Source organism: Sphingobium sp. B10D7B (assembly GCF_025961955.1).
GTDB lineage: Bacteria > Pseudomonadota > Alphaproteobacteria > Sphingomonadales > Sphingomonadaceae > Sphingobium.
This window is the reverse complement of the sequence record NZ_JAOQOQ010000001.1, coordinates 3,047,100-3,062,684: the sequence shown is the minus strand read 5'-3', so window position 1 is coordinate 3,062,684 and position 15,585 is coordinate 3,047,100. Positions and strand designations below refer to the sequence as shown.

At 66.6% G+C, this 15,585-nt stretch carries 17 protein-coding genes; 12 read left to right on the top strand and 5 right to left on the bottom strand.

Annotation, left to right across the window (positions count from 1 at the left end; all coding sequences use genetic code 11):
- The first annotated feature begins 32 nt into the window (after positions 1 to 32).
- On the top strand, positions 33 to 962 hold the full coding sequence (locus tag M2331_RS14260; RefSeq protein WP_181560883.1) for a DUF808 domain-containing protein: 930 nt from the start codon (positions 33 to 35) through the stop codon (positions 960 to 962).
- Between the two features lie 58 nt (positions 963 to 1,020).
- Here M2331_RS14260 and M2331_RS14255 read toward each other — a convergent pair whose 3' ends face one another.
- Complete coding sequence (locus M2331_RS14255) at positions 1,021 to 1,338, bottom strand: hypothetical protein (RefSeq protein ID WP_264592411.1); 318 nt, start codon at positions 1,336 to 1,338, stop codon at positions 1,021 to 1,023.
- 80 nt (positions 1,339 to 1,418) lie between these two features.
- Here M2331_RS14255 and M2331_RS14250 point away from each other — a divergent pair, with 80 nt between their 5' ends.
- The gene (locus M2331_RS14250) at positions 1,419 to 2,531 is read left to right on the top strand and encodes a serine hydrolase domain-containing protein (protein ID WP_181560881.1); all 1,113 of its coding nucleotides are present in this window, start codon (positions 1,419 to 1,421) and stop codon (positions 2,529 to 2,531) included.
- A 4-nt stretch (positions 2,532 to 2,535) separates the two neighbouring features.
- Here the strand turns inward: M2331_RS14250 and M2331_RS14245 are convergent, their stop codons facing one another.
- The 4 genes from M2331_RS14245 to pdxH are packed head-to-tail and all read right to left on the bottom strand — an operon-like array spanning position 2,536 to position 5,415.
- Positions 2,536 to 2,949 (bottom strand): hypothetical protein, encoded by a 414-nt coding sequence (locus M2331_RS14245; protein WP_184117281.1) that lies wholly within the window; start codon positions 2,947 to 2,949, stop codon positions 2,536 to 2,538.
- Positions 2,950 to 2,955: 6 nt separating this feature from the next.
- A complete protein-coding gene (locus M2331_RS14240; RefSeq protein ID WP_181560880.1) occupies positions 2,956 to 3,783 on the bottom strand; it encodes a PhzF family phenazine biosynthesis protein in 828 nt (275 codons plus the stop codon).
- Entirely contained in the window at positions 3,780 to 4,784 is a 1,005-nt protein-coding gene (locus tag M2331_RS14235; protein WP_181560879.1) for a cation diffusion facilitator family transporter, read from the bottom strand. The genes M2331_RS14240 and M2331_RS14235 overlap by 4 nt, the downstream gene beginning before the upstream one ends.
- Positions 4,785 to 4,794: 10 nt before the next feature.
- Positions 4,795 to 5,415 carry a pyridoxamine 5'-phosphate oxidase gene (gene pdxH / locus M2331_RS14230; protein WP_181560878.1) on the bottom strand — a complete coding sequence of 207 codons (621 nt, stop codon included), beginning with the start codon at positions 5,413 to 5,415 and terminating at the stop codon, positions 4,795 to 4,797.
- 173 nt (positions 5,416 to 5,588) lie between these two features.
- Between pdxH and M2331_RS14225 the strand changes: the two genes are divergently transcribed.
- The 10 genes from M2331_RS14225 (at position 5,589) to M2331_RS14180 (ending at position 15,584) form a co-directional block, all read left to right on the top strand.
- Positions 5,589 to 6,284: a DUF4136 domain-containing protein gene (locus M2331_RS14225; RefSeq protein WP_181560877.1), complete on the top strand. Its 696-nt coding sequence runs from the start codon at positions 5,589 to 5,591 to the stop codon at positions 6,282 to 6,284.
- A gap of 93 nt (positions 6,285 to 6,377) precedes the next feature.
- Positions 6,378 to 7,304, top strand: a complete 927-nt coding sequence (locus M2331_RS14220) for a DnaJ C-terminal domain-containing protein (RefSeq protein ID WP_181560876.1) — start codon at positions 6,378 to 6,380, stop codon at positions 7,302 to 7,304.
- Between the two features lie 93 nt (positions 7,305 to 7,397).
- A complete protein-coding gene (locus M2331_RS14215; RefSeq protein WP_181561554.1) occupies positions 7,398 to 8,354 on the top strand; it encodes a YihY/virulence factor BrkB family protein in 957 nt (318 codons plus the stop codon).
- Complete coding sequence (fabI, locus tag M2331_RS14210; RefSeq protein WP_181560875.1) at positions 8,351 to 9,160, top strand: enoyl-ACP reductase FabI; 810 nt, start codon at positions 8,351 to 8,353, stop codon at positions 9,158 to 9,160. Before M2331_RS14215 ends, fabI begins: the two co-directional genes overlap by 4 nt.
- 52 nt (positions 9,161 to 9,212) lie before the next feature.
- A complete protein-coding gene (gene aroC, locus M2331_RS14205; RefSeq protein ID WP_181560874.1) occupies positions 9,213 to 10,283 on the top strand; it encodes a chorismate synthase in 1,071 nt (356 codons plus the stop codon).
- Positions 10,280 to 10,867: a hypothetical protein gene (locus tag M2331_RS14200; RefSeq protein ID WP_181560873.1), complete on the top strand. Its 588-nt coding sequence runs from the start codon at positions 10,280 to 10,282 to the stop codon at positions 10,865 to 10,867. Before aroC ends, M2331_RS14200 begins: the two co-directional genes overlap by 4 nt.
- Before the next feature lie 27 nt (positions 10,868 to 10,894).
- Entirely contained in the window at positions 10,895 to 11,311 is a 417-nt protein-coding gene (locus M2331_RS14195) for a secondary thiamine-phosphate synthase enzyme YjbQ (RefSeq protein WP_181561553.1), read from the top strand.
- A gap of 73 nt (positions 11,312 to 11,384) precedes the next feature.
- The gene (locus M2331_RS14190; protein ID WP_264592410.1) at positions 11,385 to 12,707 is read left to right on the top strand and encodes a dicarboxylate/amino acid:cation symporter; all 1,323 of its coding nucleotides are present in this window, start codon (positions 11,385 to 11,387) and stop codon (positions 12,705 to 12,707) included.
- 8 nt (positions 12,708 to 12,715) lie between these two features.
- The gene (locus M2331_RS14185; RefSeq protein WP_413716074.1) at positions 12,716 to 13,651 is read left to right on the top strand and encodes a glutaminase; all 936 of its coding nucleotides are present in this window, start codon (positions 12,716 to 12,718) and stop codon (positions 13,649 to 13,651) included.
- Between the two features lie 76 nt (positions 13,652 to 13,727).
- Entirely contained in the window at positions 13,728 to 15,584 is a 1,857-nt protein-coding gene (locus M2331_RS14180) for an ABCB family ABC transporter ATP-binding protein/permease (protein ID WP_181560871.1), read from the top strand.
- The last annotated feature ends 1 nt before the right edge of the window (position 15,585 follow it).

The following is a 15,585-nucleotide window of genomic DNA, read 5'->3' as shown; positions in this document are numbered from 1 at the left end:
TGGCTGCAATATCCTGACGAGGAGCATTCCTTATGGCCTCCGGCCTCGCCGCCCTGCTTGACGACGTCGCCGCCATTGCCCGCCTTGCTGCGGCATCCGTCGATGATGTGACGGCCGCTGCCGGCCGGGCCAGCGTGAAGACAGCGGGCGTGGTGGTCGACGATGCCGCCGTGACGCCGACCTACGTCACCGGCTTTTCGCCGCAGCGCGAGCTGCCGATGATCTGGCGCATCGCGCTTGGGTCCATGCGCAACAAGCTCATCATCCTTCTGCCGCTCGCGCTCCTGCTCAGTGCGTTCCTGCCGCAAGCGATCACGCCGCTGCTGATGGTCGGCGGCACCTTCCTCGCCTTCGAGGGGGCCGAGAAGATCATCGAGATGCTGCGGGGCGGCCATGCGCAGGAGGAGGACATGCTCCCCGCCGATGGCGACGCCGTGGCGCTGGAAAAGGCGAAAGTTTCAGGCGCGATCCGCACCGACCTCATTCTCTCGGCCGAGATCATGGCGATTGCCCTGGCGGACGTGGCAAGCCGCCCGCTGCTCACGCAGGCGCTGGTCCTCGCCGTCGTCGGCCTGCTGGTCACGGTTGCCGTATATGGCGTGGTCGGGTTGATCGTGAAGCTCGACGATATCGGCCTGCACTTCGCCAAGACCGGTGGCCCTTTGGTCCAGCGGGTTGGTCGCGGGCTGGTGCGGATGATGCCGGGCGTGCTGAGCCTGCTCGAATCGATTGGCATGGTGGCGATGCTGTGGGTCGGCGGCGGGATCATTCTGCACGGGCTGGAAGGGACGCCGCTGGCTGTGCTGCCTCATGGCCAACATACGATTGCCGAAGCGGTGAGCCACGCTCCGGTGATTGTCTGGACGATCAGCGCGATGCTGGCGGCGCTGTTCGGCTTCCTCGTCGGCTTGGTGGTGGCGGCGGTTGTTCACCTCGTCCAGCGGATGCGCGGCGGGCACTGATCTATCTTAGCCCCTCCTCTGAAGAGGAGGGGGGACGTGTCGGTCCACCCTGTCATCTTCAGCGTTCGGGCATGCAGCCGAAGCCGGGCTTGAGCCGCGCGGATCGCGTGGCCAGCATGGGTATTTTGGCGGTCAGGCGCCGGGCCTCGGGCGCATCCTCATAGCGCACGAGCGCCATCCACGGCACGCCGGCCAGATCGCTCTGGCAGCTTTCGAGCGGGCGATTCTCGACATAGCGGCACGAGCAGCCCAAGCGCGCGGCGAGGCCGGCGGCCTGGTCGGCCTCCCGCTGCCAGCCGGGCCAGCTCACCGCGACCCAGAAGGCAACCAGAACCACCGGCAGCAGGGCGAACCAGCCGCTCGCGCGCTTCATCATGGCCTTGCGCTTGAGAGGATCGCGCTGCCCCCACATCTGATTATCCCCTTTCATCGCGCTGCGTGATAAGGCCGCGCGCGATGAAGATCAAAAGCCTTTCCCGCTGGCTGTGCGTCACCGCCGCCAGCCTGATGCTCGCCGGGGCGGGTGCATCGCAGGACGTGCCGGCCAGCCGCTATGCCGTGCTGAAGGACAGCCCCGGCCTCTCCGCCATGGCGCTGCGCGAGGCGGTGGACCCGCTGTTCGATCCCGGCGATGGCGCGGACGTGGGCGAGACACGCGCGCTCATCGTGATGCGCGGGGGCGAGATCGTGGCCGAGCGCTATGCCGATGGGTTCACGCCGCAGAGCCGCTTTTTAAGCTGGTCAATTGCCCGCACGGTCACCGGCCTTATCGCCGGCATGATGGTCTCGGACGGTCTGCTGGCGCTGGACGATCCGGCCCCCGTGGCCGCCTGGCGACAGACCGGCGATCCGCGCGCCGCGATCAGCTTGCGGCACCTGCTGCAGATGAGCAGTGGCCTGCAATATCGCGAAGATTGGCAACCAGGCGAGCCGAGCGACACGCTCGCCATGCTCGCCGGCGAGGGGAGCACGGATCAGGCGGCGTTCGCGGCGGCCAAGCCGCTGGTGCAGTCTCCAGGCGCGACCTTCGCGCCGAGCGCGGGCAGCACCATGATCCTCACCGGCATCATGACGGACCGGCTGACTGCGAATCAGGACCCGCTCGCCCGCCGCGCTGCCATGGCGCGGTTTCTCGATGCCCGCTTCGCGAAACCGCTCGGGCTCAAGGATTTCGTGCCGGAATTTGATGCGCGCGGGACGCTCGAGGGCGCGCTGATGATGCATATGACGGCGCGCGACTATGCGGCGATCGGCGAACTCATCCGCCAGCGCGGCCATGTCGCGGGGCGCCAGCTCATTGCCGACCCCTGGTTCGATTTCATGACGGCGCCATCGCCGGCGCATGCCGCATTTGGTGGGCATCTCTGGCTCAACCGGGGTGGCGACCCCTCACCGCTCTTTCCGGGCCAGGCCGGTGCCGGCGTGATGGCGGCGGTGGGCGAGCGCGGCCAGTTCGTGCTGGTTTCGCCCGAGCAGCGACTGGTCATCGTCCGCCTCGGCATCACCCGCGAGGAAGACATGGACGCCCTGCGCGAAGCCATGGCGCGGCTGGTTCGGCGGTTTTCGTGACTGGTCAGGAGTGTGGCGCTGCCAGTTTAACGGACCAACCGTAGCACGAGGCGTTGGCGTGGATGACGCTTGCGCGCGGTGCGTCGGTCGCGACGACCAGCGTTGCCTGCGCCCACTCCAGACGAACAGCTGGTTGACCATCGATCGCTACGGCTCGACAGGCGAAGAGCCGATCCGTTGGAAGCCAGCGGGGCTGTATCCAGACGACTCTGGAAAAGCCAGACAAAGCGCCGCAGTCCGTCATTTGAACGCGCGCTTCGGTCCAACCGTCGGGCGAAAGACTTTCATAAAACGTCGTTGTGTCGCACATTGCGCTGCCGGCTGACCGCACAAGTCCGAACGCCAGAATGAGGAGCAAGGCGGCGCAGCCCAAGTGGAACTGCCGACGTTCGTTTTGCGTCAGTTCTCTCTTGCTCATGACGGCTTACCACCCTGAAAGCAAAAACTGCCCCTCGATCACCGTGCGGCAGCGACCGGTGAGGATGACGCGGTCGCCGGCGCGTTCGCAGTCGACATAGCCGCCGCGCGTGCTGGCCTGATAGGCGGTGAAGCGGTCGCGGCCGAGCCGGTCGCTCCAATAGGGCGTGAGCAGGCAATGGGCCGAGCCGGTCACCGGGTCTTCGTCGATCCCTGCGCCCGGCACGAAGGCGCGGCTGACGATATCGGTCTCGGTGCCCGGCGCGGTGGCGATGATGAGCAAATTGCCGAGCTTGCCGAGCGCCGCGAAATCGGGGCGCAGCGCGCGCACTTGCGCGTCGTCCGCATAGACGAGCAGGCGATAGCCGCCGTCGCGGGCGTGCGTCTCCTGCGGCGTGGGGCTACCCAGCAGGGCAGCGATTTCTGAAAGGTCCGCCGGCGTCATGGCCATGCCCGGCAGATCGAGCCGGTAGGTATCGCCTTCACCGCCCGCCACGCGTTCGACCACCAGATCCCCGGCCTGCTGTGTGCGGAAGCGCAGGCTCTGTCGCGCGGCGCCCATCAGGGCATGACCGCTCGCCAGCGTGGCGTGGCCGCACAGCGCGACTTCCACGGTCGGCGTGAACCAGCGCAAGTCATAGTCCGCCCCGGCGCCGGGCGGGAGCGGCACGGCGAAGGCCGTCTCCGCGAGGTTATTCTCCTGCGCGATCGCCTGCAGCACATCGTCCGCCAGCCAGTGATCCAGCGGCATGACAGCGGCGGGGTTGCCGGTGAACGGCGCATGCGCAAAGGCATCGACCTGGACGAAAGGGAGGATCATCGGCGCTGCCGTCATGGGGCGGGCGTCTCCGGCCCGGGCGTCTTGTCGCTCGCGGCGGCTTCGTTGACGAGCACCGTGCGGGCATCCTGCTGGGTGAGCAGGTCGCTTTCCGGCTGGTCGGCGGGGTCGGGGTGGATGATCAGCTCCAGGCCGGGGAAGTCGGCGGTCAGGTCGCGGGTGATGTCCTCCATCACGTCGTGCGCCTGTTTCAGCGACATATGCGGGTCGAGCCAGATGTGGAACTGAGCGATGTCATGCGATCCGCTGCTGCGGGTCCGCAAATCGTGGATGCCGTGCAGGGCGGGGTGCCGCTCGGCAATGTCGAGGAAGCGCTGGCGCTTTTCCAGCGGCCATTCCTTGTCCATCAGCTCGCCAATGGCGTGCATCGCCGTCCGGCCCGCATTGAGCGCCAGCCACAGGCCGATGCCGAGGCCGAAGAGCGCATCCGCGCCGCGCAGGTGCAGCGCCGTTTCCAGCACCAGCGCGAGGATGACCGAGCCGTTGAGCAGCAGATCGCTGCGATAATGCAGGCTGTCTGCGCTGATCGCGACCGATCCCGTCGCCCGGATCGCGCGTGCCTGATAGCTGACGAGCAGGATGGTCAGCACGATGGCGAGGATGGAGACGCCGATGCCATATTCGATCGCCGTGGGCGTGCCGGCACTGCCGAACCGCTCGACTGAGCGCAGGATGATGAGCACGGCGGCAACGCTGATCAGCGAGACCTGAAACAATGCGGCCAGAGCCTCCGCCTTCCCGTGGCCGAACCGGTGGTCGTAATCCGCCGGGCGCGCGGCGAGGCGGACGGCGAAGAGCGTGACGAGGCTGGCGACCAGATCCAGTCCGGTGTCGGCCAGCGAGCCCAGCATGGCGATGGACTCGGTGCGCAGCACGGCCCAGCTCTTGGCCGCCGCGAGAATGAGCGCCACGGCGACGCTGGCGAGCGCGGCCTTGCGATTGATCGCGCCGGTCGTGGCGAGATGATCCTCGCGCGCCGCAGGCGTCGCCGCACTCACCGGCCATGCCTCATGGATAGAGCATCTGCGCGGCCCAGCGACCTGCGCCGTCGGCTTCGTAGCGGCGACGCTCGTGCAGGCGGAAGGCCCGGTCCAGCCAGAACTCGATTGCGCGCGGGGCAAGGCGGAAGCCCGACCAGTGCGGCGGGCGGGGCACGTCGACGCGGGCGAAGCGCGCCTCGACCTCCCTGATGCGATCCTCGAAGGTCTCGCGCGCATCCAGCGGCCGGGACTGGTCGGACGCCCAGGCGCCGATTTGCGACACGCGCGGGCGCGAGGCGAAATAGGCGTCGGCCGTTGCGGCATTCACCGGGCCGACCGGTCCCTCGATCCGGATCTGGCGCCGCAGCGACTTCCAGTGGAACAGCAAGGCGGCCTCCGGATGGGCGAGCAGTTCCCCGGCCTTGCGGCTCTCGAAATTGGTGTAGAAGGTGAAGCCTTCCGGCCCATAGCCCTTGAGCAGGACCATGCGGGTGGAGGGGCGGCCTTGCGCATCGACGGTCGAGAGCGCCATGGCCTCGGGATCATTGGGCTCGCTGGCCCGGGCGTCGGCCATCCATTGGGCGAAGAGGGCGAAGGGGTCGTCCGTCAGCGTGGTCGGTTCGGATGAGGTCGCGGTCTGTGTCGTCATGCGCTTCACCTAGCCTGTGCGGCCGCGCGTGGAAACTCTCCTGTCGCTTCTTGCCCCGGAGGCGCGATGCCCATTCATATGGGGGCAAGGCGTGGGTCGATAGACTATGCGCGCCGATGCTGGACCAGTTGGGTGGGCTGGCGCGGAAACAAGCTCTGCGCAAGAGGACCACCATGAACGCCTCCGTCCCTGTCCGCTTCATCGCTGCCCTCTCCCTCCTCGCGACCGCCGCGCCGGGCGTTGCCCAATGGGGTCGCGGCCCGGATCGCTGGGGCGGCTCGCGCATCGATTCGCCGCGTGCACCCCTCGTGAGCAGCGGTCGGGACTCGCGCGAAGGGCAGGTCGATGCCGCACAGTTCACCGCCGAGGGCGGGGCCGCGCGGCTCGGCAGCGGGCCGGTCCAGGTTTCGACGCTGACCGGCGCGGTCGATGATGTCCCGGGCACCGCGCCCTTTGAAGCGGCGGTGATCGATCAGTTGGTGAAGGCCGGCTATGATACGCTGGCGCAGTCGCAGGGCGACAGCGGGCAGGTGACCGAACTGCGCATCCGCCGCGAGACGCTGGTGCCCGAGGAGACCAAGCGCAAGCCGGTGAGCGGCGAAATGATGGTCGGAACCGGCACCTATGGCTCGACGATGGGCATGGCGCTCGCGGTCGATCTCTCCAAGCCGCGCAAGGCGCTGGTGTCGACCCGCATGGAAGCGCGCATCCTCGACAAGGCTACCGGCGCGCCCCTGTGGGAAGGCCGGGCCGAGATCGCGACGCGCGAGGGCGATTCGCGCTGGAGCGACCAGGCGATCGCCACGCGCCTCGCCGAGGCGATGTTCGAGCGCTTTCCGAACGGGCCGGCACGCGTCGCCGCGCGCTAGCCGCACGCGCATCCCCACTTGCGGCGCCGCGCCGCAATCGCCAGATGAATGCCATGAGGCATGATATCTTCGTGAACGGGTGGGTAGAACGACATGGCTGATCCCTATTCGCTGCTGGGCGTCCCCCGCAGTGCGGACGAGGCGGCGATCAAGTCCGCCTATCGCAAGCTCGCCAAGGAGCTGCATCCGGACCGGAACAAGGACAATCCCAAGGCCGCGGAGAAATTCTCCGAGGTGACGCGCGCCTATGATCTGCTGTCCGACAAGGACAAGCGTGCCCGGTTCGACCGGGGCGAGATCGATGCCGACGGCAACCCCACGCATCCCTTCGGCTTTGGCGGACAGGGCGGGGGCCGCTCGCAGGGCGGCGGGCCGGAAGGCTTTGAGTTCGGGGCCGGCGGCGCGGACTTCTCGGATATTTTCGAGGGGCTGTTCAGCGGTGGACGCGGGCGACCGGGCGGCGGCTTCGGCTTTGGCGGGCGCGGCGCGCCGCCACCGCAGCGGGGCGCCAACATGGCCTATCGCCTGTCCGTGCCGTTCACCGATGCCGCGACGCTGGCGCCGCAGCGCATCACGCTCGCCGATGGCAAGACCATCGACCTCAAGCTCCCGGCCGGTGTCGAGAACGGCACCCAGATGAAGCTGAGCGGCAAGGGCCAGCCGGGACCGGCGGGCGCGGGCGATGCCATCGTCACCATCGAGATCGGCGATCACGCCTTCTACAAGCGCGATGGCGACAATGTGCGGTTGGACCTGCCGATCAGCCTCAACGAGGCCGTGGCCGGCGCGCGTGTGAAGGTGCCCACGGTCGATGGGCCGGTGATGCTCGCCGTTCCGGCGGGCGCGCATTCCGGGCAGACGCTGCGGCTGAAGGGCAAGGGTTTCCATCGCAAAAGCGGTGGTCGCGGTGACCAGCTCGTCACGCTGATGATCGACGTGCCGGGCCATGATGCCGCGCTCAAGTCTTTCGTGGAGAGCTGGAGCGATACGCGGCCGTTGCGAACGCATCTGGGCGTGTGATCCCGGCGCGGGCAAGCCCTGCGCTATGGCCGGGGCGAGGGGTGCATGTGCGCGATTCCCTCGCCTGCCGCTTTGTTCTAGAGATCGGGCGTGCTGACCAATCCCTCTCCGCAATCGCCTGAAGCGCGCCGTCGCCGGTTGCGCGATCGGGGCGAGCGCCTGCGCGCGGAAATCGAGCGGAGTCGCTGGGCGAGCCGCGCTTTGGCCGTGGTCAAGCGCGTCGCGGTGGGCGTCTATAATGACGGCTTCATCCATGCCGGCAATCTCGCCTATCTGACGCTGGTCGCGGTTTTTCCCTTCTTCATCCTTGCTGCGGCAATCGCGCAGATCCTCGGGCGCACCCGCGCCGGTCTCGAAACGGTGAACGGTTTTCTGCTGACGGTGCCGCCCAGCGTCGCACAGGTGCTGCGGCCGGCGATCGTGGATGTGCTGGAGGCGCGGACCGGCCCCTTGCTCTGGCTGGGCGCGATCATCGGCCTGTGGACCGTCGGCAGCCTGATCGAGACGATCCGTGATATTCTCCGCCGGGCCTATGGCACGCGCTCGACATCGCCCTTCTGGCATTACAGGTTGCGGGCCATGGGGATCATCGTGCTCAGCGTCTTTGGCGCGCTGCTGGCGCTTTCCCTGCAGGTTCTGCTGGTGGCGGCGGAGACGGTCGTGGAGAAATTGCTGCCGGGCAGCGACCAGGCTTTCGCCATTCTTACCGCCACCCGTTTCGTGCCGGCGATCATCCTTTATCTCGCGCTTTACTTCATCTTCGCGGCGCTGACCCCGAGCCGTTATCGCGCCAAGCGCTTCCCGAAATGGCCCGGCGCGGCGTTCACGGCCGGTTGGTGGTATGTCACCTCGTTGCTGCTGCCGCTCTTCTTCTCCAACATTACCAGCTACAGCCTGACCTATGGCGGCCTGGCGGGCGCGATGATCACGCTCATTTTTTTCTTCATCATTGGGCTTGGCGTGGTAATTGGCGCCGAACTCAACGCCGCGCTGGCTGATTTCCCGGACGGGGAAGAACCGGCTGAAGAGACGGAGGATCCAACATCATGACAGGCCTTATGGCCGGCAAACGCGGCCTCATCATGGGGTTGGCCAACGACAAGTCGCTGGCCTGGGGTATTGCCAAGGCACTTCACGCGCAGGGCGCACAAATGGCCTTCTCCTATCTGGGCGAGGCGCTGGAGCGGCGCGTGCGCCCGCTGGCGGCGGAAGTCGGCTCTGATTTTCTGTTGCCTTGCGACGTGTCGGACATGGCGTCTGTCGATGCCTGCTTCGAGGGGTTGGCCGCGCGTTGGCCGACCATCGACTTCGTGGTCCACGCCATCGGCTTCTCGGACAAGAACGAACTGCGTGGCGGTTATGTCGACACCAGTCTGGAAAACTTCCTGCTGACCATGAACGTCTCGGCCTACAGCCTCGTCGCCGTGACGAAGCGCGCGGTGCCGATGATGAGCGAAGGCGGGTCGATCGTCACGCTGACCTATTATGGCGCCGAGAAGGTGATCCCGCATTATAATGTGATGGGCGTCGCCAAGGCCGCGCTGGAGACCAGCGTCAAATATCTCGCCATGGACCTGGGGCCGCAGAACATCCGCGTGAACGCGATTTCGGCCGGGCCGATCAAGACGCTCGCGGCATCGGGCATCGGCGACTTCCGCTATATCCTCAAGTGGAACGAGCTGAACTCGCCGCTGCGCCGCAACGTCACCATCGAGGATGTCGGCGGGGCCGGGCTGTATCTGCTGTCTGATCTCGCCTCCGGCGTGACCGGCGAGATTCATCATGTCGATGCAGGCTATAACGTCATCGGCATGAAGGCCGAGGACGCGCCGGATATCGCGCTCGACAAGGGATGAGCGGCAGCGCAGCCGTCTGCGCTGCCCTGGCGGCTGAGCTGGAAAGAATGGCATGAGTTTCAATAGTTTCGGGCGGGTCTTCCGCTTCACCACCTGGGGTGAGAGCCATGGCCCGGCCATCGGCGCCGTGGTGGATGGCTGCCCGCCGGGACTGGCGCTGAGTGAGGCCGATGTGCAGCCCTGGCTGGACAAGCGCCGCCCGGGTACCTCGCGCTTCACCACCCAGCGGCAGGAGCCGGATCAGGTGCGCATCCTCTCGGGCGTGTTCGACGGAAAGACGACCGGCACGCCGATCAGCCTGATGATCGAGAATGTCGACCAGCGCTCCAAGGACTATTCCGAGGTCGCGCAGGCCTATCGGCCCGGCCATGCCGATTATGCCTATGATGCCAAATATGGCCTGCGCGATTATCGCGGCGGCGGGCGCTCATCCGCGCGCGAAACGGCGAGCCGGGTTGCGGCGGGTGCCGTGGCGCGGCTGGTTGTGCCTCAGGTCCAGATCCTCGGCTATGTCAGCGAGATCGGCGGGGACGCCATCGATCCTGCGGCATTCGATGCCAGTGAGATCGGCAATAATCCCTTCTTCTGCCCCGATCCGGCTGCGGCGGCGCGCTGGGAAGCGCTTGTCGATGCGGCCCGCAAGGATGGCTCCTCGCTCGGCGCCGTGGTCGAATGCGTCGCCATGGGCGTGCCTGCCGGCTGGGGCGCACCGCTCTATGCCAAACTGGACAGCGAACTGGCGGCGGCGATGATGAGCATCAACGCGGTCAAGGGCGTGGAGATTGGCGACGGCTTTGCCGCTGCCCGCCTGCGCGGCGAAGAGAATGCCGACCCGATGCGGCCGGGCAATGACGGTCGCCCCGTCTTCCTTGCCAATCATGCCGGTGGCATCGCCGGTGGGATCGCTACCGGTCAGCCGATCCGGGTGCGCGTGGCGTTCAAGCCGACCAGCTCGATCCTCATTCCGCAGGAAACGGTGACGCGCGAGGGCGCGGCAGCGGATATCCGCACCAAGGGTCGCCATGATCCCTGCGTTGGCATTCGCGGCGTCCCTGTGGTCGAGGCGATGATGGCGCTGGTGCTGGCCGATCAGGCGCTGCTCCACCGGGCGCAGTGCGGATGAGGGCGGCCCTCGCGATCCTCGCTCTGGCAAGCCTTGCCGCCTGCCAGTCCCAGCCTGCCGATCCGGACAATGGCGCGCAGGCGGGTCGCAACATTGCTGTGCCGGCCAATGATAGCGGCAACGCCGCCAATGCGGCCGAGGAGCCGGCGGAGGCAGAGACGCTCGACCAGGTCGGGCCGATCCGCATCGGCGCGACCCTCGCCGAACTGGCCGCTGAAGGGCTTGCGGTCGCCGGGCGGGACGATCCCATGCCGGGCTCGACCTGTACCTATGCGCATTTCAAGGGCTGGCCGGACGCAGCGGTGATGCTGGATGGCGACCATGTCGTGCGGGTCGACGTCTCCGATGCGCAGCATGAGGGACCATTTGGCCTGCGCGTGGGCCAGAGCGAAGCCGAGGCGATCAAGCGGCTCCGTTCCGCCGAGGTGCAGCCGCATCCCTATACCGGCCCGACCGGCCATTATCTGGTGTTCCATCGGGCCAATGCGCCGACGGGGCTGATCGCGGAGACGGACGGCAAGACCGTGCAGAGCTGGCGCATCGGCCAGTGGGAGCAGGTCCAGTGGGTCGAGGGCTGCTCGTGATCTTAGCGCTCGCCGGTCATGGCTGATCTGCGGCAGGCTAGCACGGTCCTGCGCATCGCGACGCCGGGGCAGGCCATGGTAGAGATCAGCCGCGAGGTTGCGCGCTGGGCTTTGGCGCAGGGCATGGACGAAGGCCTGCTGACCGTCTTCTGCCGCCACACCTCCGCCTCGCTCACCATTCAGGAAAATGCCGCGCCGGCGGTGCAGAAAGATCTGCTCGCCTGGCTGGCGCGGATGGCGCCCGAGGACCAGCGCTATCTCCATGACGATGAAGGGCCGGACGATATGCCGGCGCATGTCAAGGCGGTCCTGACCGGTGTTTCGCTCAGCGTGCCGCTGATCGGCGGGCGGCTGGCGCTCGGCACCTGGCAGGGCATCTATCTGGTCGAGCATCGCCGTGCTCCGCATCAGCGCGAGGTGGCGTTGCATCTTCTGGGATGCTGAGTGGCTTTTTGCGTATTTGCGATGCGCTCCCCGCACTGTTAGCCTGCTTCGCAACACCAAAAGGGGATCGAGCATGACCGAAGCCAGCGCGGGCGAAGACCGCAAGGAAACGCGCCTGCAATACTGGATGCTCGGCGGGTTCCTTGCGGGGCTGGTGCTGGGGCTGATCGTCCACAGCGTTGCAGCAGACGCGGCCTGGGTGGCGCTCGTCACCACCTATGTCACGCAGCCCATTGGCCAGATTTTCCTGCGCCTGCTGTTCATGCTCATCATTCCGCTGCTGGTCTCGGCGCTGATCGTGGGCGTCGCGGATATGGGGGAGGCGCGGCATCTCAAGACCGTGGGCCTGCGCACCTTGCTCTACACGGTCGTCGTTTCCAGCATTTCGGTTGCCATCGCTCTGGCGCTCGTCAATCTGCTCCAGCCTGGCGGCGGCATCAATCCGACGCTGGCCCGCAGTATGATCGCGCAATCGGCGGAAGGGGCTGCCTCCATCGTAGCGCAGGCTGGCGAGTCCAAAACCGGCGTCGACGCTGTGCTGTCGATCGTGCCGACCAATATCGTCGGGGCAATGGGCGCGAATGACATTCTGGCGGTGATGTTCTTCGCGCTGTTCTTCGGCGTCGGCTTCCTCCTGGTCGATCCGGCGAAGACAGCCACGCTCAAAGCCGGGTTCGAGGGCATTTTCGAGGTCTCGATGCGGCTTATCGGCCTCGTCATCAAGCTCGCGCCCATCGCCATCTTCTGCTTCATGTTCAATCTGGCCGCGCTGTTCGGCTGGGAACTGATCGGGCGTCTCTCCGCCTTCGTCTTTGTCGTGCTGCTGGCGCTCGGCCTGCAGATGTTCGGCGTGTTTCCGCTCATCCTCAAGTTCATCGCGGGCAAAAGCCCCATCGCCTTCTTCCGCGAGACGCAAGAAGCCAGCGTGATGGCTTTCGCCACGGCCTCTTCCAATGCAACCCTGCCCACCTCACTGCGCGTCGCCGAAGAAGGCCTGAAGCTCCCGCGCCCTATCTCCCGCTTCGTGCTCACCATCGGCGCCACTGCCAACCAGAATGGCTCAGCCATGTTCGAGGGCGTGACGGTGCTGTTCCTCGCGCAATTTTTCGGCGTCGATCTGACGCTGGGCCAGCAGCTCGTCGTGATGCTCATCTGCATCATGGGCGGGATCGGCACGGCGGGCGTTCCGGCCGGCACGCTGCCGGTGATCGCGCTCATCCTCGCCAGCGTGGGCGTGCCCCCGGCGGGCATCGGGCTCGTGCTGGGTGTGGACCGCTTCCTCGACATGTGCCGTACCACGGTGAATGTGGTGGGCGATCTGGTCGCGGCGCAGGTGATCGCCAGCACCTCAGGCGATGAGCTGCCGCAGGAGCCTGCCGATATCGTTATCCATTGATCGCTCCGATGGCTGGCGACCTGCAGACAATCGTCGACGAGATCGTCTCGGCCATGGCGGCCGAACGGGATCGCGGCGCCGTCGCGACCTATATCCCCGGCCTTGCCAACGTGTCCCCCGACCAGTTTGGCATGGCCATTGTCGGCGCGGACGGGACCATCGCCATCGGCGGGGATGCGCGGACCAGCTTTTCGATCCAGTCCATCTCCAAGGTGTTCGCGCTCACCATGGCGCTCGGCAAGGTGGGGGACCAGCTCTGGAAGCGCGTCGGCCGCGAGCCTTCGGGCAATGCCTTCAACTCCATCGTCCAGCTCGAGGCCGAACAGGGCATTCCGCGCAATCCGTTCATCAACGCCGGTGCGCTGGTGGTGGCGGACGTCAATCTCTCCGGCCATCAACCGCGCGAGTCCATCGGCGCGCTGCTGCGCTTCGTGCGCTATCTGGCGGACGATGACAGCATCGCCATCGATGAAAGCGTGGCGCGCGGCGAGGCGGAGACCGGCTACCGGAACATCGCGCTGGCCAATTACATGCGGGCCTTCGGCAACATCCACAATCCCGTCGAACTGGTGACGGGCTGCTATTTCCACCAATGCGCCATCGCCATGGATTGCGTGCAACTGGCGCAGGCCGGCCGCTTCCTCATGCTGGATGGACGCCAGCCGGCGGGCGGGCGCGTGGTCTCGCCCCGCCGCGCCCGCCGCATCAACGCGCTGATGCTGACCTGCGGCCATTATGATGCCAGCGGCGACTTCGCCTTCCGGGTCGGGATGCCGGGCAAATCCGGCGTCGGCGGTGGCATTCTCGCCGTCGTACCGGGCAAGGCGAGCATCGCCGTCTGGTCGCCCGGCCTCAACGAAAGCGGCAACTCCCACCTCGGCACGCGTGCCCTCGAACGGCTGGCCGAAGCCACCGGCTGGAGCGTCTTCAGCGCGCGGGCGTGACCGGGCAGGGTTGCTCTTGCGCATTGGGATGATCACCACCCTTGGCAAGCGGTTGCCGCGCGCCTAACTGGCATCCATGCCACCGGACAATCAGGATAAGGATCTGCCCACGCCGCCCGCATGGGCGACGTTGCGGCGCTTCCTGCCCTATCTCTGGCCGGCGGGCGAACCCAATCTCAAGGCGCGAATCATCGTCGCGCTGGTGCTGGTGTTGCTGGGCAAGGCGATCATCCTCGTCATGCCCTTCGCCTATAAGGATATCATTGACCGGATGGGGCCGGGGATGCAGGCGGGGGTGGCCGTCGCATTGGGGCTGGTGCTGGCTTATGCCGGCGCGCGCTTTGGCGGCGTCGTCTCGGACAATCTGCGCAATGTCGCCTTCGAGCGGGTCGGGCGCAATGCCCAGCGGCTGATGGCGGAGCAGACGCTGCGCCACCTGCACAATCTCTCGCTGCGCTTCCACCTCAACCGCAAGACCGGCGGCGTTACGAAGGTCATCGAGCGAGGCACCACGTCCATCGAGACGATGCTGCACTTCCTGCTCTTCAACATCGCGCCGACCGCGATTGAGCTGATCGCGGTGTGCATCATCTTCCAGGTCAAGTTCGGCTTCGGGCTGGTGGCGGGCACGCTGGTGATGATCGCGCTCTACACGGCCTTCACGCAGAAGATCACCGAATGGCGCAACGCGCTGCGGCGGGAGATGGTCGATCTCGATACCGGGGCGACGGCCCATGCCGTGGACAGCCTGCTGAACTTCGAGACCGTCAAATATTTCACGGCGGAAGACCGCGAGGCGGCTCGCTACGGGGCGGCGCAGCGCAGCTACATGAACGCGGCAACCAAGAGCAACAACAGCCTTGCGATGCTCAACATCGGCCAGGCGCTCATCACCAATGTGATGATGGGCGGCGCGATGGCGTTCACGGTTTGGGGCTGGGCGCAGGGCCGGTTCACGCCGGGCGATGTCGTACTGGTGAATGCGCTGCTGATGCAGCTTTTCCGCCCGCTCGATCTGCTCGGCATGGTGTATCGGACGATCCGCCAAGGCCTCATCGACATGGAGGCGATGTTCAGGCTGATCGATACCGAGACCGAGATCAAGGACGTGCCCGATGCGCCACCGCTTGCGGTGACAGCGGGCGATATCCGCTTCGAGGACGTGGTGTTCGGCTATGATCCCGACCGAACGATCCTCAAGGGCGTGAGCTTCCATGTCGCGGCGGGCACGACGCTGGCGGTGGTCGGGCATTCCGGCGCCGGCAAGTCGACCATCGCGCGGCTGCTCTTCCGCTTCTACGATATTCAGGGCGGCCGCATCCTCATCGACGGGCAGGATATCGCCCGCGTGCAACAGACCTCGCTGCGCGCCGCCATCGGCATCGTGCCGCAGGACATGGTGCTGTTCAACGATACCATCGGCTACAACATCGCTTATGGCCGCGACGGCGCGACGCAGGCGGATATCGAGGCCGGCGCGCGCGGGGCGGCGATCGACCGCTTCATCGACTCGCTGCCCAAGGGCTACGACACGCGGGTCGGCGAGCGCGGCCTCAAGCTCTCCGGGGGCGAGAAGCAGCGCGTCGCCATCGCGCGCACGCTGGTGAAAGATCCGCCGATCCTGGTCCTGGATGAGGCGACCAGTGCGCTCGACAGCCGCACGGAAGCGGCGATCCAGACCGTGCTCGATGACGTAGCCGCGCGGCGCACGACGATCATCGTCGCGCACCGGCTCTCGACCATCGTCCATGCCGACAGCATCATCGTGATGGATGACGGCCGCGTGGTCGAGCAGGGTACGCACGCGCAATTGCTCGCGCTCGGCGGCCATTATGCGCAGATGTGGATGCGCCAGCAGGCCGAGCGGATGAACCCGGAGGCGGGGTTGGCGGCATCCGAACCCAGCGCATCGCTGGAGGATGCGGCGGAGTAGC